The organism is Sinomonas terricola, assembly GCF_034931225.1.
GTDB lineage: Bacteria > Actinomycetota > Actinomycetes > Actinomycetales > Micrococcaceae > Sinomonas > Sinomonas terricola.
Map to the genome: position 1 here is coordinate 766,503 of NZ_JAYGGQ010000001.1, position 19,624 is coordinate 786,126.

Below are 19,624 nucleotides of genomic sequence, written 5' to 3' on the forward strand. Positions count from 1 at the left end.
CCGGTTACTTTCGAGTGCACGCGCCCGGCTGCACGGGCTGGCTGAGGGACTCGGCCTGGTCGGCAACGGGACGGACCTCGCTCATCGTGATCGCGTAGCCCACGCCGTCCGTGTTCTCCGACTTGGCGAACACGACGCCGGTCACGGCACCGTCGAGGGTGAGCAGCGGACCGCCCGAATTGCCCTGCTGGACCTGCCCGGAGATCTGATAGACCGTCTTGGGCACCGCATTGGCGCCGTAGATATCGGGGGCGAGCACCGTCGTCGTCCCTTGGATCACAGCGGGACGCATCGCGAACGGGCCGCCGAGCGGGTAGCCGCCAAAGGCCGCGGACGTCCCAGCGGGACTGTTCCCGGTGAGGGTGAGAGCCGGGAGCGGGAGTCCGTCGACGGCGAGCACCGCGAGGTCGTGGACGCCGTCGAAGTAGACCACGTGGGCCGTGCGCGCACCGGTGTTCTGCAGCTCGACGACTGGTTCCGGCACACCGGCAACGACGTGCGCATTCGTCATGACCCGGCCCGGCGCGACGACGAAGCCGCTTCCGGTCTGGTTCTGCCCGCACTGGAATGCCGTGCCTGTGATGCGGACGATTGACCGGGAGGCCGCGCGCAGGGCGGACGAGTCCATGTTCTCGTCTGGGATGGGAACCGGCTGGAGCGGGCCGATGCCCTCGATGATCCGCGGAAGGGTGTCGCCGAGCACGAAGGCCCGGAGCTGCGCGGCCTCCGCCTTGACGGGATTCGGCGTGAGCGCGTCGATCGTCGTGATCACGCGCGACGACGAAAGCTGCTGCGAGAGCACGGGCACGCCGACGCTCGAGACCGTGAACGCGAGCATCGACATGACGAGGGCCGCGACGGAGACGTTGGCGATCCCGCCGAGCACGCGGTCGACGACGCCGAGCGGCTTCCAGCGGATCTGGCGGCGCACCCGGCGCCCGATGGTCGTGCCGACGGCGTTGCCGGCGACCATAAGCACGATCGCCGCAATGACGACGGCGGCGGCGCGCCACCCGCTGTCCGAGAGCCATTGGCTCACGAGCGGGACGGCGAAGAACGCGGCGGCCCCGCCCACGATGAAGCCGATGATTCCGCCGAGGCTCACGAGGAAGCCCACCCGCGCCCCGTAGACGAGGTAGCCGATGAGGACCACCACGAGTACAAGGTCCAGGAAGGTCGTATCGAGCATCCCCGTCAGTCTATCGGCGCTGTCTGGAGCCAAGCTGGGCGGCCTGTCGATGGTGTGTTCGTCACAAACCCTTGCTGAATCTGAAAGAATGACCGCAGCGCAAGCAATGGCAAATGACGAGGAGACTGAATTGGACATCGAAGTACTGCGCCGCGCGCCGCTATTCGCCACTCTCGACGACGAGGCTTTCCGCCTGCTGACCGATGAGCTCATGGAGGTCGACCTCTCCCGAGGTGCCTCCGTGTTCCGCGAAGGCGACCAGGGCGACCAGATGTACTTCATCGTCTCCGGCAAGATCAAGCTCGGACGCACGTCCCCCGATGGCCGAGAGTCGCTCCTCGCGATCCTCGGGCCCGGCGAGCTGTTCGGCGAGATGGCCCTCTTCGACCCTGCCCCGCGCACCGCGACCGCGACCGCCGTCTCCGAGACGCGCCTCGCGGGCCTCAAGAACGACGCCCTGGTGGCTCTCCTCCGCGCTCGCCCCGAGGTCTCGGCCCAGCTGCTGCAGGCCCTCGCGCGCCGCCTCCGCCGCACGAACGATTCGCTTTCCGACCTCGTCTTCTCGGACGTCCCCGGCCGCGTGGCCAAGGCGCTCCTCGATCTCGCCGACCGCTTCGGTCGCCCCGCGACCGACGGCGTCCTCGTCGCCCACGAGCTCACGCAGGAGGAGCTCGCGCAGCTCGTCGGCGCCTCTCGCGAGACGGTCAACAAGGCCCTTGCCGAGTTCGTGCAGCGCGGCTGGATCCGCCTTGAGGCGCGCGCCGTCGTCATCCTCGACATGCCGCGCCTGCGCCAGCGCAGCCGGTAAGACTTCGCACGGCGCACAACGGCCGGCGCCCTTCCGTGGGGAAGGCGCCGGCCGTCGTCGTACGTCTATCTCAACGCCTGGCCCGTCGGGGCAGGTGCTCAGGAAGGTGTGGCGCTGGGATGCGGGACGGCGGTGAGCGCCTCGGTGGGCGGAGCCGCGCTGGGGGCCTCGACGCGGAGCCAGAGTTCGCCGTTGTCCTCTTCGAGCTCGGCCTGGTACGTGTGCGTCGAGCGCTTGATGTTGAGGTACGCGATGCAGCCCTTGGCCTTCGCGATCTTCTCGAGGATGATCTCGCTCGCCGGCACGAGGAGCTGCGGCAGCGTGAGGCCCCGCGCGTCCTCTTCGCCGATCCGATCGCCGAGCTCGGTCGTGTCGCGGTCCTTGAGCAGCCGAGCGGGAAGGACCCATTCTCCCCACACGCCCTTGCTCGGGAGGAGCGTCGGAGTCTGGCCTACCGGGAGGGTCGCGGCGAAGTAGCGGGTATCGAAGCGCCGGTGGGCGAACTCCGGCGAGACCCAATGCACGAGCGGGCGGAGCAGATCCGTCCGGAGGCCGAGGCCGCGCTTGGCGACGAGCTCGGCGAATCCGATCTCCTCGCTCGCGACGGCCTCGCGCGCCCGCGTCCATTCGGGCGTGTTCGTGCCCTCGACGAGCGTCGTGGCATCCGTGCCGGCGAGGAGCACCCCAGTTTCCTCGAAGAGCTCGCGGATGGCCGCGACGACGTGCGAGCGGGCAAGCGCGAAATCGGTCACGCCGAGCATCTCCGCCCACTGGCCCACGGAGGGCCCGAACCAGTCGAACGTGTCGTGATCGGTGTTCTGGACCGATCCCCCGGGGAACGCGACGACCCCGAGCGGCGAATTGCCAGGGCGGTATGCAAGCCACGTTTCGGCGCCTTCGACCGAATCGCGGATCAGGACGACTGAGGATGCGAGCCGCGCCGTCCTCGGCGGGCGATCCCCTTCTTCAAGCCAGCTTCGTGCGGCTCCCTGGAGCCGTTTGGGAACGACGAAGCGACGGCTATGCGAACTCAGCAATCAGTTCCACCTCGACTGGGGCGTCGAGCGGCAGGACCGCGACGCCGACGGCGGACCGGGCGTGAATGCCCGCCTCGCCGAAAACCTTACCCAGGAGCTCGGAAGCTCCGTTGACGACGCCGGGCTGGCCCGTGAACGAGGGATCGGAGGCGACAAAGCCCACGACCTTGACGATGCGCGTGACGCGGTCCAGGTCGCCGATCTGGGCCTTGACCGCCGCGAGGGCGTTGATGATGCTCAGCTCGGCGTAGCGCTTGGCGTCCTCGGCGCTGACCTCGGCGCCGACCTTGCCAGTGGCGGGCAGTTCGCCCTTGACGAACGGGAGCTGGCCCGCCGTGTACACGAAGCCCCCGGCGACAGCGGCCGGAACGTAGGCGGCGACGGGGGCGGCGACCTCAGGCAGGCTCAGGCCGAGATCGGCCAGACGCTGCTCGACGGCGCCGAGTGCCGTTGTCTCTGCCGTGACCGACTCTGCCGTGCCGGCCTGTGCTTCACTCATGCCTGCTTCTCCCTCTTCATGTAGGCAACCAAACCGTTTCCGCCGGGTCCCGGGACGACTTGGACGAGCTCCCAGCTGTCCTCGCCCCACTGGTCGAGGATCTGCTTGGTGGCGTGGACGATCAGCGGTACGGTGGCGTACTCCCACGTGGTCATAAGGTCTAGGTTAGTCGCTCCCGGTAGACTGCCCTGCATGGCGTCTGGCAAGAATCCGCTCTTCGACACGGCCACAACGCTCGGCAAGATCATCGCCTTCCTTGGCATCAGTGCGATCTGCGGAGTGCTCGTGGCAGGCCTCATGGTGCCCGCCGCGGCGGTCACGGGGGGTGCTGCGAACGGCTCGGTCCAGTTCTTCAACAACCTTCCGAGCGAGCTCACGGTGACCCCTCCGGGGCAGGTGACGAAGATCGTCGCGTCCGATGGCTCGCCGATCGCGACCCTGTTCAGCGAGAACCGCACGCCGGTCAAGCTCGACCAGATGTCGCCGAACGTCAAGAACGCGATCATCTCGATCGAGGACTACCGCTTCTACGAACACGGCGGCGTCGACATGACGGGCATCCTCCGCGCGCTCTCCTCGAACCTCCGGGGCGGGCGCCAGGGCGCCTCGACGCTCACGCAGCAGTATGTGACGAACGTGATCAACGAGAACCTCATCGCCCAGGGCAAGGACGATCAGGTCGTCCTCAACGGCCAGAAGGGCGTGGGCGACAAGCTGCGCGAGATGAAGCTCGCAATCGCACTCGAGAAGCAGATGAGCAAGGACCAGATCCTCGAGGGCTACCTCAACATCGTCTTCTTCAACAGCAACGCTTACGGTATCGAGGCCGCGAGCCAGTACTTCTTCTCGGTCGACGCGAAGGACCTCACGCTTCCCCAGGCCGCGACGCTCGCGGGCCTCGTGAACAGCCCGAGCGCATACAACCCGATCACGAATCCCGACGCCTCGACGAAGCGCCGCAACCTCGTGCTCGACGCGATGCTCGAGCACGGCAAGATCGACCAGAAGCAGCACGACGACGCCGTCAATACGCCGATGCAGACGAAGGTCAACGCGCCGAAGCAGGGCTGCCAGTACGCGTCGCAGGCGCAGTACTTCTGCGACTACGTGTACCACCAGCTGCTCAACGACCCCGCCTACGGGCCGGACGAGGACTCACGCGCCCTCAAGATCTCCCGCGGCGGCCTCACCATCAAGACGACGCTCGATCCGCGCCTTCAGGGGCCGGCCCAGGCGCAGGTTGATTCCACCGCCGGGGCGAACAACGGAGCGTTTCCCTGGGGCGCGTCTCTCGTGACGGTCCAGCCCGGAACCGGCAAGATCGTCGCGATGGCGCAGAATTCGCGGATGCTGCCGGGCCAAGGGCTCGACTACGTCACGACGTACAACTTCAACGTCGACAAGACGGACGCCAACGGCAATTCGCTTGGCGGTCTGGGCGGCATGCAGCCCGGTTCGACCATGAAGCCCGTGACCCTCACAGCGTGGCTCAATGAGGGCAAGCCCACGAACCAGATCGTTGATGCGTCCAAGCGGCGGTACGGCATCAACTATCCCTGGAAGACGACCTGCGACCATGTCCAGGGATGGTTCGACGCGAGCGTCAAAGACTCGACGGACCTGCAGAACGACGAGCCTCAGTGGTACCGGCCGATGACTGTCCGCGAAGGCATCTACCAGTCGATCAACACCGCGACGTTCGCCTCCGCTGCCGGACTCAATGACTTCTGCGACATCCAGCGCGCTGCGGATTCGCTCGGCATGCATGACGGCATAGGCGGAGACAAGGATCACGCGGGCCAAGTCCAGAAACTTGACATGTCCACCCTCGGCAACCTCCTCGGCGGCATGAACGTCGCGCCGATGACGATGGCCAACGCGTTCGCCACCTTCGCGAGCAATGGCACCTATTGCACGCCCATGGCGATCACCGACGTCATGGATTCCCAGGGCAAGAAGATCGGCGGACAGGCACCGACCTGCCAGCAGAACGCCATCAAACCGGATGTCGCAAAAGCCGTGACGAATGTTCTGCAGGACGTTCTGACGAAAGGCTCCGGCTACAACATCAAGGACGCTTCGGGCAATACGATCAAGCTCGCGTACCCGGACGCTGCCAAGACCGGAACGAACAACTACAACAACCAGACATGGGTCGTGGGCTACACGAAGGGCCTCGTTACCGCCTCCTTCTTCGGCGTCACGACCGGCGTTGGGATCGCAGATCCAAAGAGTCTCGGGCAAAACGTGATGGTCAACGGCCGCTTCTACAAGAGCGTCGACGGTGCCTACATCGCAGGTCCGCAGTGGGCGTACTACATGCTGAAGGCCGCTCCCCTCTACGACAACGGCGCGTTCGACGCCCCGCCGCAGAACCTCATCGGCGGATCGCAGCCGACAGACCAGAACGGCGGCAACTCGCCCTCGCCGTCGAACGGCCCCTCGCAGCCAGCAACGCAGCCGACGCCGCCAGACAAGGGGAAGAAGCCCTGATGGCAGCCAGCGACGGGCTCGCCCCCACTTCGGGGCGGGCCCTCGCCCGTGTGGCGGGGCGGACGACGGCGGTCCTCGCCACGGGCGCGAAGCGCACCGCGCTCCTCGCGGGCATGGCGGTGTCGGCCGGGGTCGCGGCCGCGGCGTACGGGTGGTGGGAGAAGGACCAGTTCCGGCTCCGCGAGGAGACCGTCGCGGTCCTCCCGGCCGGGTCTCGGCCCCTGCGCGTCCTGCACCTGAGTGATATCCACTTCGTCCCCGGCCAGAACAAGAAGGCGCGCTGGCTCGCGGGCCTCGCCGACCTCGCGCCGGATCTTGTCGTCAACACGGGCGACAACCTGAGTCACGTCGAGGCGATCGACCCGCTCCTCGACGCGCTCGGGCCGCTCCTGCGCTACCCGGGCGTCTATGTCCCGGGCTCGAACGACTACTACGCGCCAGTTCTGAGGAACCCGGCATCGTACCTGCTCGGTCCGTCGAACACGCGCCCGCTCCCCACGCGCATCCCTCTCGACTGGCGCCGCCTGTCAGAGGGCTTCGGCGCGGCCGGCTGGGTAGACCTCACGAACCGGTCCCAGTCGCTCGCGTTCAACGGGACTCGCTTCGACTTCTCAGGCGTCGACGATCCGCACCTCAAGCGCGAGCGCTACGCCGACTGGCCCCGCGGCGCGTCCGGCCACGACCGCAAGCCGCACGTCAAGGTCGCTGTCATCCACGCGCCGTACCAGCGCGTGCTCGACCACTTCACCGGGGCGGGGGCGGACATCATTCTTGCGGGCCACACGCACGGCGGGCAGATCTGCCTCCCCGGCTACGGCGCCCTTGTCTCGAACTGCGACCTCCCGACGTGGCGCGCGAAGGGCCTCACAACGTGGGAGCACGCGGGCCGATGGGCTCCGCTCAACGTCTCGGGAGGCATCGGCACGTCCCGCTTCGCGCCGATCCGCGTCGCGTGCCGCCCGGAGGCCGTGCTGCTGACGCTACGGGCGAAGTCCTGACCCAGCCCTCACAGCCGCATGGCGTAGGGTAGTTGCCACAGCTAACTACTCCTGACCGGAGGTGTGAGCGCCGGCATGCCACAGCAAGCCCCCGCCCGAGAGCAGATTCCCTTCAACCGCAGCCTCACCCGGCTCGCGCCCGAGGTGCGCCCCATCGTTCCGCGGCTCGTGGGCGGCCTGGTCGTAGGACTGACGGCATCAGTCCTCGCGGTCCTGGTCCCCCAGGTGTTCCGCGCCGTCATCGATGCCCTCTTGAAGCCCGGGCCGGGCGCATCGGCAGTGTTGTGGGCCGCCGTCGTCGTCCTCGTCATGGGAGTCCTCGAAGCGGGGCTGACGTTCCTGCGCCGCATCTTCGTCATCGATCCGGCAACGAATGTCGAGACGTCGATGCGCCTCAAGCTGTACCGCCACCTCCAGCTCCTCCCCGTCTCGTTCCACGACCGCTGGGGCTCGGGTCAGCTCCTCTCCCGCGCCATGACGGATCTCAACATGCTGCGCCGCTGGCTCGCGTTCGGGGCGATCTTCCTCGTGATCTCGGTCGCGACGGTCGGCGTCGGCATCGCGATGCTGTTCACGATCAGCTGGCAGCTCGCCCTCATCTTCCTCGCGGCAGCCGTGCCGATCAGCATCTACAGCTTCCGGTTCCGCCGCCAGTTCATGGCGGCGTCGCGCCGCAGCCAGGACCAAGCCGGGGATCTCGCGACGGCCGTCGAAGAGTCCGTGCACGGGATCCGCGTGCTCAAGGCGTTCGGCCGCAGCGGCGAGGCGCTCGAGAGCTTCGCCGCGCAAGCGGAGGAGTTGCGGGACACGGAGGTCACGAAGGCGCGGCACCTCGCGGTGTTCAGCATGGTCGTGACACTCCTGCCCGAGCTCGCGCTCGGCACGGGGCTCGTGACGGGTGTGTGGCTGGCCGCGACGGGGCAGATCACGGTCGGCGCGCTCGCGGCGTTCTTCGGCACGGCCGCCGCGGTGGCGAACCCGGTCGAGATGTCCGGCGCGCTCGTCGGCATGGCGCTCATGGCGAAGACCGCGATCGACCGGCATTACGAGGTCATGGACCAGGAGGTCGCGATCGCGGACCCCGAGAAGCCGGCCCGGGTCGGCGCGCCCCGCGGCCTGCTTATGTTCCGCGGCGTGCGCTTCGGCTTCGACGGGCGGGGCGGCCCCGCCGCGGAGAGGCCGGCGGACGACGGCGCGCGCGCTGCCTTGCACGGCTCGCCCGCCGAGGACGGCGCGGCGTCCCCCATTTTGAGGCATATCGACCTCGAGCTCGTCCCCGGCGAGACGATGGCCCTCGTCGGCGTCACGGGGTCCGGCAAGAGCACGCTCCTCCAGCTCGTCCCGCGGCTCTACGACGTGACGGGCGGCGCGGTCGAGATCGACGGCGTGGACATCCGCGACCTTCCGCTCGCGGAGCTGCGCCGCCTCGTCTCCGTCGCATTCGAGGACACGACCCTGTTTTCGAGCTCTGTGCGGGACAACGTCCTGCTCGGCGCGGCCGTGCGCGAGGGCTCCGGCGCGGAACTGCTCCTCGACGAAGCGCTCGACGTCGCGCAGGCCCAGTTCGCGTACTCGCTTCCCGACGGCGTCGACACCCGGATCGGCGAGGAGGGGCTGAGCCTCTCGGGCGGCCAGCGGCAGCGCATCGCGCTCGCGCGGGCCATCGCGGCGAAGCCCGCCGTGCTCGTCCTCGACGACCCGCTGTCCGCACTCGACGTCGCGACCGAGGAGCGCGTCGAGGCCCGTCTCCGCGAGGTCCTCGCGGACACGACGACGCTCATCGTCGCGCACCGGCCCTCGACAGTCGCCCTCGCGGACCGCGTCGCTCTCCTCCGCGACGGGGTGATCGACGACGTCGGCACGCACGCCGAGCTCCTCGCGCGCAGCGAGCACTACCGCTACGTCATCGCGAGCCTCGACGCCGAGCCCCGCGATCTCGACAGCAGCCTCGACCCCGACGACACCCTGGAAGACCTCGAGGAGGCCCGATGAGCACTGCCCCGTCCTCGCGCCCGCGCATCAACCGCCAGGCCGCGCGCCGCGACGACGGCGAAGCGCACGTCGAGGACGCCGTCGAGCTGACAAAGGAAGCCTCGCGGGCCGCTCGCCGTCGTTCGCTGTCTCTGCTCGGCGAGCTCATCCGCCCGGTCCGCGTGCGGTTCTGGGTGACGCTCGCGATGGTCGTCGTGTCGCAGGCCACGAAGGCGGCCGGACCCGCGATCATCGCGCTCGGGATCGACCGCGCCCTGCCCGCCCTCCTGCGCGGCGAGTCGGCGCTCATCTGGCTCACGGGCGCGGCGTACCTCGGGGCCGCCCTCGCGACCGCGTTCCTCACGGCCGGCTACGTGACCTCGACCGCGAAGCTCAGCCAGGCCATGCTCCTCGACCTGCGCGTCAGGGTGTTCCGGCACACGCAGCGCCTGAGCCTCGACTTCCACGAGCACTACACCTCGGGGCGCATCATCAGCCGGCAGACGTCGGATCTCGAGGCGCTGCGCGAGCTCCTCGATTCGGGCGTGAGCTCGCTCGTCTCGGGCGTCCTGTTCATGCTCTTCACGGCCGGGACCGTGTTCCTGCTCGACTGGCCGTCCGGGATCATCATGCTCTTCGCCGCGGTGCCGATGTTCGCGCTCGCGCGGTGGTACCAGACCCGCTCGGAGGTCGCATTCCGCGCGTCGCGCGTCGCGTCCGCGCGGCTCATCGTGCATTTCGTCGAGACCATGACCGGGATTCGCGCGGTCAAGGCGTTCCGCAAGGAGGCGGAGAACAACGAGCGCTACGGCGAGCTCGCGGAGGACTACCGCAGCGTGACCGCCCGCTCGATCCAGCTCAACGGCGTCCTGCAGCCGGGTCTTGTGCTCATCGGGAACGTGACGGTCGCCGTCGTGCTGCTCGTCGCGGGCCTGCGCGTGCTGGACGGCGGGCTCGCGGTCGGCGTGCTGCTCGCGCTCGTCCTCTCGGTCAAGCGGTTCTTCCAGCCGCTCGCCGACATGGCGATGTTCTACAACTCATTCCAGAGCGCGACGGCGGCGCTCGAGAAGGTCTCCGGCCTCCTCGCGGAGGCACCCACCGTGGTGCCGCCGCGCGAGCCCGAGCCGCTCCGCGATCCCCGCGGGGACGTGCGCTTCGACGGCGTCGAGTTCCACTACGGTGCCGGGCCCGTCGTCCTGCCGCGCTTCGACCTCCACATACCCGCGGGGCAGACCGTCGCGCTCGTCGGGGCGACGGGCGCGGGAAAGTCGACGCTCGCCAAGCTCGTCGCGCGGTTCTACGACGTCACCTCGGGCGCGCTCACGCTCGACGGCGTCGACCTCCGGCGCCTCTCGACGCCCGACCTGCGCCGCGCCGTCGTCATGGTCACCCAGGAGGCGTTCCTGTTCAGCGGCTCGGTCGCGGACAACATCGCCTTGGGGCGTCCGACGGCGACGCGCACCGAGATCGAGGCCGCGGCCAGAGCGGTGGGCGCCCACGAGTTCATCTCGGCACTGCCGGACGGCTATGACACCGACGTGAACAAGCGCGGCGGGCGCGTCTCGGCGGGGCAGCGGCAGCTCATCTCCTTTGCGAGGGCGTTCCTCGCGGCACCCGCGGTGCTCATCCTCGACGAGGCCACGTCCTCGCTTGATATCCCATCGGAGCGGCTCGTCCAGGCCGGGCTCGCCCGCCTGCTTGCGCAGCGAGGCCGCACGGCGATCATCATCGCGCACCGCCTCTCGACCGTGGAGATCGCCGATCGCGTACTCGTCATGGACGGTGGGCGGATCGTCGAGGACGGCACGCCCGACGAACTCATCCGCGGGGGCGGGCGTTTCGCCGCCCTGCACGGGGCGTGGCAGGACTCGCTCGTGTAGCGTCCTCGCGCCGCCTGATTTCGGAGGCCTGTCGATTTCGCGTCCCGTGGCCAGATCGGGTAGTCTGGATGAGTTGCTTCGGGGAGCCGCGCCGGGAAACTGGTGGGCGAACCGCGCAGCGGATCGGGATGTAGCGCAGCTTGGTAGCGCGCTTCGTTCGGGACGAAGAGGTCGCAGGTTCAAATCCTGTCATCCCGACCAGTTGAATAGCGAAGGGCGCCGAGCAATCGGCGCCCTTCGCTGCTTCCGCGCACCGAAGGCCCGCGCCGAGCACCACTGAGGTCTCGCTGCTCCCCACTGAGCGCGTCGCTTCCTGGCCTGCTGCAGAGGGCTCGCGAAGAGCCCGCCCAGGAAGACTCAACGTTCAACGTAGCGGACTTCGCCGCGGCAGTTCCCAAGGGACGCCACCGGTCGAAGGGCACAACTCTGGGGCTCATCGCCGCCGCGGTAGCTCTGGCGAGCCTGGGCGTGCAGCTCGTGCTCAGCGGCGTGGTCGGCCTGCCGCTCGGCGTGCCGGCGCGCGTCTCGTGGATCGGCGGCACCGTCGTCGCCATGTTGATGCTCATCTTCGTTGCCGACCGCGTTGATCGCAGGCTTCCCGAGGAGTCCTAGACCCAGCCCGAAACCTGAATGCGCTTCAACCGCCCAGTCTCCGGGTAGCGCTAAGATGCTGCGCGTATCACACCTTGACCTGCCGCAGGGCCGGTGCCGGGGGACCGCAGAGTCGCGGCCCCGGCACCTCTGACACTCACTCCGGCTGAACGCGTCCCCGACCGTCGCCCACGAAGAACGGGCCCCCGAGCCGACCCCACTGTAATATATCTCACATATATTGGCCATCCCGTAGGCTTCCCAAGGAACATGGGCACCGTCATTCGCCCAGGAGGAGGATTATCCATGGCCGCAGCCGTCCACGAAGTCAAGGCAGTCGTCGTTCGCGAGAAGGGCGCCCCCGCAACCCTCGAGACGATCCTCGTCCCCGATCCAGGCCCCGGCGAGGCGCTCGTCGACGTCCTGAGCTGTGGCGTGTGCCACACGGATCTGCACTACAAGCTCGGCGGGATCGGCAACGACTACCCGTATCTCCTCGGCCACGAATCGACCGCCGTCGTGAGCGCCGTCGGCCCCGACGTCACCGACCTCAAGCCGGGCGACCGCGTAATCCTCAACTGGCGCGCCGTGTGCGGCGAGTGCCGCGCGTGCCGCAAGGGCCAGCCACAGTACTGCTTCGCGACGCACAACGCGACCCAGAAGATGACGCTCCAGGACGGCACCCCGCTCTCGCCGGCCCTCGGCATCGGCTCCTTCGCCGAGAAGACGCTCGTCGCCGCGGGGCAGTGCACGAAGATCGACGACGACGTCGACCCCGCCGCCGTCGGCCTCCTCGGCTGCGGCATCATGGCCGGCATCGGCGCGGCCATCAACACGGGCGCAGTCCAGCGCGGCGAGTCCGTCGCCGTCATCGGCTGCGGCGGCGTCGGCATCGCGGCCATCGCGGGTGCGAAGCTTGCGGGGGCGACGACGATCATCGCCGTCGACCTCGACCCCGCCAAGGTCGAGATCGCCAAGAAACTCGGCGCGACCCACGGCGTCGTCTCTCGCGAACAGGATCCCGTCGAGGCGATCCGCGATCTCACGGGCGGCTTCGGCGCGGACGTGGTGATCGACGCCGTCGGCCGCCCGGAGACATACAAACAGGCGTTCTACGCGCGCGACCTCGCGGGCCGCGTCGTCCTCGTCGGCGTGCCGACGCCGGACATGACGCTCGAGCTCCCGCTCCTCGACGTCTTCGGCCGCGGCGGCTCGCTCAAGTCCTCGTGGTACGGCGACTGCCTCCCGAGCCGCGACTTCCCGATGCTCGTGGACCAGTACCGGCTCGGCCGTCTGCCGCTCGACGCCTTCGTGACCGAGCGGATCGGCCTCGGCGACGTCGAGGCCGCGTTCGAGAAGATGCACCGCGGCGAGGTGCTGCGTTCGGTGGTGGAGCTCTGATGGCGGCGCGCATCGAGCGGATCGTCACCTCGGGCACGTTCTCGCTCGACGGCGGAACGTGGGACGTCGACAACAACGTGTGGATCGTGGGCGACGACGCCGAGGCCATCGTCATCGACCCCGCGCACAGTGCAGCACGGGTCGCCGAGGCCGTGGGCGGCCGGACCGTGACGGCCGTGCTGCTCACGCACGGCCACGACGACCACATCCGGCACGCCGTCGACTTCGCCGAAAGGGTCGGCGCACCCCTTCATCTGCACCCCGAGGACCAGATGCTGTGGGAGGCCGTGTATCCCGGGACGACTCCCGACGCCGAGATCGTGGACGGGCAGCGGTTCGCCGTTGGCGGCACCGAGCTCATCGCCCTCCACACCCCGGGCCACTCCCCCGGCTCGGTGAGCTTCCACGCGCCCGAGCTCGGAACCGTCTTCACGGGCGACACGCTGTTCCAGGGCGGCCCCGGAGCCACGGGCCGCTCGTTCAGCGACTTCCCCACGATCATCGGCTCGATCCGCGAGCGGCTCCTGACCCTGCCGGCGGAAACCGTCGTCAACACGGGCCACGGCGACTCGACGACGATCGGCGATGAGGCCCCACACCTCCAGGAGTGGATCGACCGGGGCCACTGACGCCCTGGGCCCGCCTTCTCATCACGTAGGACGGCGAAAGGCGGCTTCCGCGCGGAAGCCGCCTTTCGCCGTCCTACTTTGTGTATGCCGCGGGCTAATCCCGCTTCTCGAACCTGATCATGACGGCCTTGTAACCCGGAGTATTGGATTCCCGCGCGACGAGCTCCTTGTGGACGAGCACATTGGTCTCGGGATAGTACGCCGCCGCGCACCCCTTGGCCGTCGGATAGGAGACGAGCCTGAACCGCTCGGCACGGCGTTCCGAGCCATTGAACGTCGACACCACGTCGACGAGCTCCTGATCCGCGAATCCAAGACTTTCGAGGTCTTCGGGGTGGACCAAGACGACGCGGCGGGCCTTCGAAATTCCGCGATAGCGGTCATCGAGACCGTAGATGGTCGTGTTGTATTGGTCATGGCTCCGGAGTGTCTGCAGGACGAGATGGCCGGGTGGAGCCTCGAGGTATTCGAACGGGCTGACAGTGAACATCGCCTTGCCCGCTTCTGTCGCGAACGTGCGAGTGTCCCGCGGCGGGCTCGGCAGGACGAATCCGCTCTTGTCCCTGACCCTGCGGTTGTAGTCCTCAAAGCCCGGAATCGTCCGGGAAATGTGGTCGCGGATCACGTCGTAATCCTCGGCCATCGCCCGCCAGTCCACGGGGTGCTCGTCCCCAAAGGTGGCCTGCGCCATTCTGGCGACAATGACGGGCTCGGCGAGGAGATGTTCCGAAACAGGACGGAGGCGGCCCTGACTCGAGCGCACGACCGACATCGAATCCTCGATCGAGACGAATTGGCGGCCGGAAGGGTGCTTGTCGTCGGTATCGGTCCGCCCGAGCGTTGGCAGGATGAGCGACGTTCGGCCGTGGACGATGTGGGACCGATTGGGCTTCGTGGAGATATGTACCGTCAGGCCGGCGCTTTTGAGCCCCCGCTCGAGGAGCTCGGTGTCGGAGCCGGCCGAGGCGAAATTGCCGCCCATCGAGACGAAGACGTCAACGTCCCCGGCTTCGAGCGCATGCTGGGTTTCGACCGAGTCGTACCCGTGCTTTCGAGGCATCGGAAAGCCGAATTCCTTTTCAAGCGCGGCGCTCAGGGCCTCGGTCGGCTTCTCCCAGATTCCCATCGTGCGGTCGCCCTGGACATTCGAATGCCCGCGGACCGGGCACGCGCCGGCGCCCGGCTTTCCGAAATTCCCCTGCAGCAGCAGGAGATTGATGATTTCCTTGAGCGTGGGCACTGAATGCGGCTGCTGGGTCAGGCCGAGGGCCCAGCAGATGATGGTGCCCTTCGAGGCCACGAGCATGTCCGCGATCTTCTCGATCTCGGCGCGGGCCAAACCGGTGGCGGTCTCGGTTGCGTCCCAATCGATCGCGCGGCGCGCCTCGACGTAGGCCTCGAAGCCGAGCGTCTGCGACTCGACGAATTCGCGGTCGACGACGGAGCCCGGCTCGCGCTCTTCGCGCGCCACGAGGAGGTGCCCGAGAGCCTGGAGCAGGGCCAGATCTCCCCCGATCCTGATCTGCAGGAATTCGTCGGCAATGGATGCCCCGTCGCCGACGACGCCCTCAATAGTCTGCGGGTCCTTGAAATTGAGGAGCCCCGCCTCGGGAAGCGGGTTCACGGCGACAACCTTGCCGCCGTTCTTCTTGCAGTCGGCGAGCGCCGAGAGCATGCGAGGGTGATTCGTACCGGGATTCTGCCCGATGACGAGGACGAGCTGGGCGTGGTGGATGTCTTCGAGCGAGACCGTTCCCTTGCCGATGCCGATCGTCGGAATGAGCGCGACTCCCGACGACTCGTGGCACATGTTCGAGCAGTCAGGCAGATTGTTGCTCCCGAGGCTGCGGGCGAACAGCTGATACATGAACGCCGTCTCGTTCGCGGTGCGCCCAGAGGTGTAGAACACGCAGCGGTCCGGAGTGGTCGCGTTGATGTGCGCCCCGATCAGATCGAAGGCGTCCTGCCAACTGATCGGCGAGTAGTGCGTCTCCCCGGGCCTGATGACCACGGGCTCCGTGATCCGGCCTCGACTGCCGAGCCAGAACTCGGTCTTGCCCTCCAGTTCCGCGATCGAGTGCTCGGCCCAGAACTGAGGGGTCACGGTGCGAAGGGTGCCCTCTTCGGCGATGGCTTTGGCGCCGTTCTCGCAGAACTCGGCGGGCTTACGCGCGCCGGTGATCGACTCGGGCCAGGCGCAGCCGGGGCAGTCGAAGCCGCCGCGCTGGTTGATGCGGAGCATGGAGCGGGCCGTGCGGACAAGGCCGGCCTGGGCGAGGCCCCGCTCCATGGCCACCGCGACCGCCTTGACCCCCGCCGCAGCTGTCTTGGGCGGATGGACCTCCAGGGCATCCTCATCGATGTCATGGGGGTCTGGCTTCTGGGCGAACACGGCCCGCTCCTTTCGGTTGATCAGCCTCAGCTGCGAAACAGCATGGGCGAGGCCGATCCGAGGCTATCGGCTCAGGCGGACTGAAGAACCTTGGCGCCGGCCACGGCAACGTGCCGGTCGTTCTCCACGGTGTCTCCGCTCACGCCGATGGCCCCGATGACCTCGCCCGAGCCGTTGCGCAGCGGAACGCCGCCCGGGAACGTGATGAGGCCTCCGTTCGAGACCTCGATCTGGTACAGGGGGCCGCCAGGCTGGGAGAGGCCGCCGAGGTCGCCGCTCTCCATATCGAACTGCCGCGACGTCCGGGCCTTCCGGATGGAGATGTCGATGCTCCCCAGCCACGCGCCGTCCATCCGGCGGAACGCCTTGAGGTTGCCGCCGGCGTCGACAATGGCGACGTTCATGCGGCAGCCGACCTCGCCCGCCGCCTTGATGGCTGCCTCGAGAACCTGCTCTGCCTGGTCTGTCGTGATGTCACTCATTTGTGGCTCCTTTCGAAGGGAACTGCCATATCTGAAGTTAGATAACTAATATATGAGTGTCAAGAGTTGACCCACCCACGCCTGGCCACCTCTCACCCACGCCTGGCCACCTCTCACCCACGCCTGGCCACCTCTCACCCACGCCTGGCCACCTCTCACCAATCCCGTGGCCAATGGCCACTGGATGGGGAAAACTGGCCACGGGATCGCGATTAGTGGCCACGGGATCTGGATTAGTGGCCACTGGACGGGAAGACGTGGCCACTGGATGGGGAGACGTGGCCACAGGTTGGGGAGACCTGGCCACGGGTCGGGCCGGTGGGCCCGGAGGAGGGCTCGAGGCGAGGCGGTCAGGCGACGCGGTCAGGCGAGGTCGATGAGGATGGCGGCGATCTCGAGCTGACGGATGAGCCGCTCATTGCGACTGACGAGCGGGTCGCCCGCTCCAGCATTGGCAGAGCTCGTCAGCGGAAGCTCCGGCGCTGAGCCGTCGGACCACGCGGCGGCGAGGGAGATCGCTGAGATTCGCGGGGCCGTGGAGGTCGGACGCGTGCGGCGCTTCATCGCCGGTCTCCGATCGAGTCGCTGCGGTAATGGTCGACGGGGCCGAGCCCTTCGCGGGCCAGGTCATGAAGCAGCTGGTGATAGCTCGAAAGCGCGAGCGGAGGCATCTGGTGCAGGTCCGCAATCGTCGCATGGGGCCTATCCACCCGATACATCGCGAGGATGGCGCAGTCCTCTTGGGCGTCATTGAGGGCGGAGTAGGACCCGATCGGAAGCTGAGACGACAGTGCGGAGGCGTACAGGCCGAGGCGGTCAGGCGCCATGCTGTTTCCAGCTCTGCGCCACGCGTGGACCACATCATTGCTGTCGAACATGACCCCGCTCCTTCAAGTCTCGTTTCGCGGTAGGTCGGGCTTGCGTCCGTTCTTTAAGCATAAACATGTGAGTTCACATGTCAAGAGTTTCATCTATACTGAATTCGGAGGCAGCAGAGGCAGGAGGACTCATGGTCAGCTGGAGAGAACAACTCGCATTTGCCCCTCTGGAAGCCGCCGAGCGCGGCGAAGAGATCGAGCGCCGGATCCGCCACGCGATCGAGCTTGGGGTCCTTGAGGACGGCACCCAGTTGCCCAGCGAGAACGACCTGGCCGCGAGGATGCGGGTCTCGACCCAGACCCTGCGTGCCGCACTTGCCGAGCTGCGCCATCTCGGGCTTGTGGAGACCCGGCGCGGGCGCGGCGGAGGAAGCTTCGTCAGGGCCAACACTGGGGACATCGCCAAAGCCCGGCGAGAGAGCCTCGCCGCCTACTCCCTCGAGGACCTGCGCGATATCCGGGAGTATCGAGCGGTGCTGGCAGGATCGGCGGCGGCTGCCGCCGCGGCGAGGGCCCAGCAGATCTCGATCGCGCGCTTGGCATCGCTCGCCGGGATGATCGGGAGCGCCCGCACACCAGCGGAGATGACCCGCGCGGACAGCCAGTTCCACCTCGAGCTCTCGGCCGCATCCCGATCCGTCCGGCTCACCCGCCAGGAAATGACCCTGCAGGCCGAGATTGGCCCCCTCATCTGGACGAACACCCCAAACCGAGCCACCACGGCCGCCTCGGAACACACGGCGATCGTGGAGGCCATCCGCGAGGGGGATCCCGTCCTCGCCCGCGCCCACGCCGAGGACCACGTCCGCCACGACATGAACGGGCTCATCGACCTGCGCATGTCGATGGACTCTGCCGCTTCCCTCGACAGCGCGGTCCCGGGTGCGCCGCCCGCCGCGTCCACGGGAGATCGCCTCATCGCCCACACGACCGCATCCATCGAATCCCTCGCGACGAGGATCAGGGAAACCGCCGGTGCCTCGATCCGCGTCGTCGAAGAGGCCGTCCGCAAGGCCCTCAATGGTGCCCCTATGCCCCGGCTCGACGACCTCGCAGGGGTCTACGACGTCGTACATGAGACCCTCGACGGCGCGACGCCGGCCTTCTATGGCCTCGGCTTCCTCGCCGACGCCTCCTTCTTCGGCGACGCAGAGATCATCTGGGCCTTCATCCCGCCCGGACAGGACGAGCCGCAGCGACTGGAGATGGACCTCGAGTTCTACGACTACGCGAGCACGCCCTGGTGGCCCCGGGACGGCGTCGATGACCTCCACGTGAGCTACGCCTACGTGGACGCGAACGGCTCCAACGCCTACATTGTCACGTTCAGCAAGATGATCATGATCGCTGGGAGGCCGGCGGGCGCGGCAATGACGGACATTCTCATCACGCAGCTCCAGTCCGGCTTCGAGCCGCTCCTCCTGAGCCTGCCCCCGGGCTCGAGCATCGTGGATCAGAATGGCGTTGTCATCGCCACCAACTCCGGAAGCCTCATCGGCGGAGCCCTCCCCCGCGAGCGCACACAGAGAAGCGCCGCGCTTCCGGCCGTGCCGTGGCGCCTCTTCGTGGGCGATGAGAAAGCCGGGGGCTCGGCCTAGACGGCGAAGAGCGCCGCCCGCACCGCCGACTCGAATCCCTCGACGTGCAGGGCCGCAAGCTCCGCGGCGCGCTGCTCTTGGCCGTCGACGACGGCCCGGAGGAGCGCGACATGCTCATGGAGGTGCCCCGCGAGGCCCGGAAGGCGGTCCATGACGAGGCACCAGATGCGGGTCGCGAGATTGTCATAGCGGATGAGCGCGTCCTCGAGATGCGGGTTGCCCGCCGCCGCGTAGATGCCGCGGTGCATCTCGGCGTCGAACCGGAGGGTCTCGCGGACGGTCGCCGTCGACGCGTCGAAAGTCCGCACCTGCTCGATGAGCGATACGAGATGACGACGCGCGGCGAGCGAGGCGACGCGCGCGGCCCGCGCCGCCGCGAGGGGCTCGAGCTGAGAGCGGATCTCGGAGATGTAGGCGAGGTCCGTCACCTCCACGGGGGTCGCGAAGGTGCCCCGCCGCGGATAGGTCATGACGAGCCGATCCGCCTCGAGGCGCTTGAGCGCCTCGCGCACGGGCGTGCGGCCGAACCCGAACTCCTTCGCGAGTGCCTCGTCGTTGAGGGGATCGCCGGGCCTGATCTCGAGAGTCAGGAGCCGGTCCCTGAGGGAGAGGTAGGCCGTATCCGCCAAGGACGGCCTGAGCTGCGGATCGATCACTGCCTGGACCACGTCGGTCTGCACCTCCACTGTTGACCCCACCGTTCTCGGCAGGATAGCCTGAGTCACACAGCTAATATATCAGAGTTGTATCAGACGGATATAACTCTCCTACCAGGAGC

General features: G+C 67.9%; 18 protein-coding genes and 1 tRNA gene. 10 read left to right on the plus strand and 9 right to left on the minus strand.

Annotated elements, in window-relative coordinates:
- Positions 1-4: 4 nt before the first annotated feature.
- Positions 5-1,189: a MarP family serine protease gene (locus SPF06_RS03760; RefSeq protein ID WP_323277578.1), complete on the minus strand. Its 1,185-nt coding sequence runs from the start codon at positions 1,187-1,189 to the stop codon at positions 5-7.
- Positions 1,190-1,319: 130 nt separating this feature from the next.
- Here SPF06_RS03760 and SPF06_RS03765 point away from each other — a divergent pair, with 130 nt between their 5' ends.
- Positions 1,320-1,997 (plus strand): Crp/Fnr family transcriptional regulator, encoded by a 678-nt coding sequence (locus SPF06_RS03765; protein WP_136611216.1) that lies wholly within the window; start codon positions 1,320-1,322, stop codon positions 1,995-1,997.
- 98 nt (positions 1,998-2,095) lie between these two features.
- On the opposite strand, the gene SPF06_RS03770 is transcribed toward SPF06_RS03765, so the two are convergent.
- Genes SPF06_RS03770 through sp36 form a run of 3 tightly spaced genes read right to left on the minus strand, consistent with a single transcriptional unit; the run spans position 2,096 to position 3,688 of the window.
- The gene (locus tag SPF06_RS03770; protein WP_428985696.1) at positions 2,096-3,034 is read right to left on the minus strand and encodes an NUDIX hydrolase; all 939 of its coding nucleotides are present in this window, start codon (positions 3,032-3,034) and stop codon (positions 2,096-2,098) included.
- A complete protein-coding gene (locus tag SPF06_RS03775) occupies positions 3,018-3,533 on the minus strand; it encodes a RidA family protein (RefSeq protein ID WP_323277580.1) in 516 nt (171 codons plus the stop codon). The genes SPF06_RS03770 and SPF06_RS03775 overlap by 17 nt, the downstream gene beginning before the upstream one ends.
- On the minus strand, positions 3,530-3,688 hold the full coding sequence (gene sp36, locus SPF06_RS03780; protein WP_197061821.1) for a Sp36 family protein: 159 nt from the start codon (positions 3,686-3,688) through the stop codon (positions 3,530-3,532). Before sp36 ends, SPF06_RS03775 begins: the two co-directional genes overlap by 4 nt.
- Positions 3,689-3,725: 37 nt before the next feature.
- Between sp36 and SPF06_RS03785 the strand changes: the two genes are divergently transcribed.
- From SPF06_RS03785 to SPF06_RS03820, 8 genes are all read left to right on the plus strand, one after another.
- The gene (locus SPF06_RS03785) at positions 3,726-6,026 is read left to right on the plus strand and encodes a transglycosylase domain-containing protein (RefSeq protein WP_323277581.1); all 2,301 of its coding nucleotides are present in this window, start codon (positions 3,726-3,728) and stop codon (positions 6,024-6,026) included.
- Positions 6,026-7,024, plus strand: coding sequence for a metallophosphoesterase (locus SPF06_RS03790; protein ID WP_323277582.1), 999 nt, complete (start codon positions 6,026-6,028; stop codon positions 7,022-7,024). The genes SPF06_RS03785 and SPF06_RS03790 overlap by 1 nt, the downstream gene beginning before the upstream one ends.
- 75 nt (positions 7,025-7,099) lie before the next feature.
- On the plus strand, positions 7,100-9,016 hold the full coding sequence (locus SPF06_RS03795) for an ABC transporter ATP-binding protein (protein WP_323277583.1): 1,917 nt from the start codon (positions 7,100-7,102) through the stop codon (positions 9,014-9,016).
- Positions 9,013-10,875 carry an ABC transporter ATP-binding protein gene (locus tag SPF06_RS03800; RefSeq protein ID WP_323277584.1) on the plus strand — a complete coding sequence of 621 codons (1,863 nt, stop codon included), beginning with the start codon at positions 9,013-9,015 and terminating at the stop codon, positions 10,873-10,875. The genes SPF06_RS03795 and SPF06_RS03800 overlap by 4 nt, the downstream gene beginning before the upstream one ends.
- Before the next feature lie 124 nt (positions 10,876-10,999).
- A tRNA-Pro gene (locus SPF06_RS03805) sits at positions 11,000-11,076 on the plus strand.
- A gap of 267 nt (positions 11,077-11,343) precedes the next feature.
- Positions 11,344-11,487: a hypothetical protein gene (locus SPF06_RS03810; RefSeq protein WP_323277585.1), complete on the plus strand. Its 144-nt coding sequence runs from the start codon at positions 11,344-11,346 to the stop codon at positions 11,485-11,487.
- Positions 11,488-11,772: 285 nt separating this feature from the next.
- On the plus strand, positions 11,773-12,867 hold the full coding sequence (locus SPF06_RS03815; protein WP_323277586.1) for an S-(hydroxymethyl)mycothiol dehydrogenase: 1,095 nt from the start codon (positions 11,773-11,775) through the stop codon (positions 12,865-12,867).
- Positions 12,867-13,496, plus strand: coding sequence for an MBL fold metallo-hydrolase (locus SPF06_RS03820; RefSeq protein WP_323277587.1), 630 nt, complete (start codon positions 12,867-12,869; stop codon positions 13,494-13,496). The genes SPF06_RS03815 and SPF06_RS03820 overlap by 1 nt, the downstream gene beginning before the upstream one ends.
- Before the next feature lie 94 nt (positions 13,497-13,590).
- Here SPF06_RS03820 and SPF06_RS03825 read toward each other — a convergent pair whose 3' ends face one another.
- From SPF06_RS03825 to SPF06_RS03840, 4 genes are all read right to left on the minus strand, one after another.
- A complete protein-coding gene (locus SPF06_RS03825) occupies positions 13,591-15,888 on the minus strand; it encodes an FdhF/YdeP family oxidoreductase (RefSeq protein WP_323277588.1) in 2,298 nt (765 codons plus the stop codon).
- 71 nt (positions 15,889-15,959) lie between these two features.
- On the minus strand, positions 15,960-16,370 hold the full coding sequence (locus SPF06_RS03830) for a GlcG/HbpS family heme-binding protein (protein ID WP_323277589.1): 411 nt from the start codon (positions 16,368-16,370) through the stop codon (positions 15,960-15,962).
- A 363-nt stretch (positions 16,371-16,733) separates the two neighbouring features.
- Positions 16,734-16,934: a hypothetical protein gene (locus SPF06_RS03835; protein ID WP_323277590.1), complete on the minus strand. Its 201-nt coding sequence runs from the start codon at positions 16,932-16,934 to the stop codon at positions 16,734-16,736.
- On the minus strand, positions 16,931-17,248 hold the full coding sequence (locus tag SPF06_RS03840) for a hypothetical protein (protein WP_323277591.1): 318 nt from the start codon (positions 17,246-17,248) through the stop codon (positions 16,931-16,933). The genes SPF06_RS03835 and SPF06_RS03840 overlap by 4 nt, the downstream gene beginning before the upstream one ends.
- A gap of 131 nt (positions 17,249-17,379) precedes the next feature.
- Here SPF06_RS03840 and SPF06_RS03845 point away from each other — a divergent pair, with 131 nt between their 5' ends.
- Positions 17,380-18,846, plus strand: coding sequence for an FCD domain-containing protein (locus SPF06_RS03845; protein WP_323277592.1), 1,467 nt, complete (start codon positions 17,380-17,382; stop codon positions 18,844-18,846).
- Here SPF06_RS03845 and SPF06_RS03850 read toward each other — a convergent pair.
- The gene (locus SPF06_RS03850) at positions 18,843-19,514 is read right to left on the minus strand and encodes a GntR family transcriptional regulator (protein ID WP_323277791.1); all 672 of its coding nucleotides are present in this window, start codon (positions 19,512-19,514) and stop codon (positions 18,843-18,845) included. The genes SPF06_RS03845 and SPF06_RS03850 overlap by 4 nt on opposite strands.
- Between the last annotated feature and the right edge of the window lie 110 nt (positions 19,515-19,624).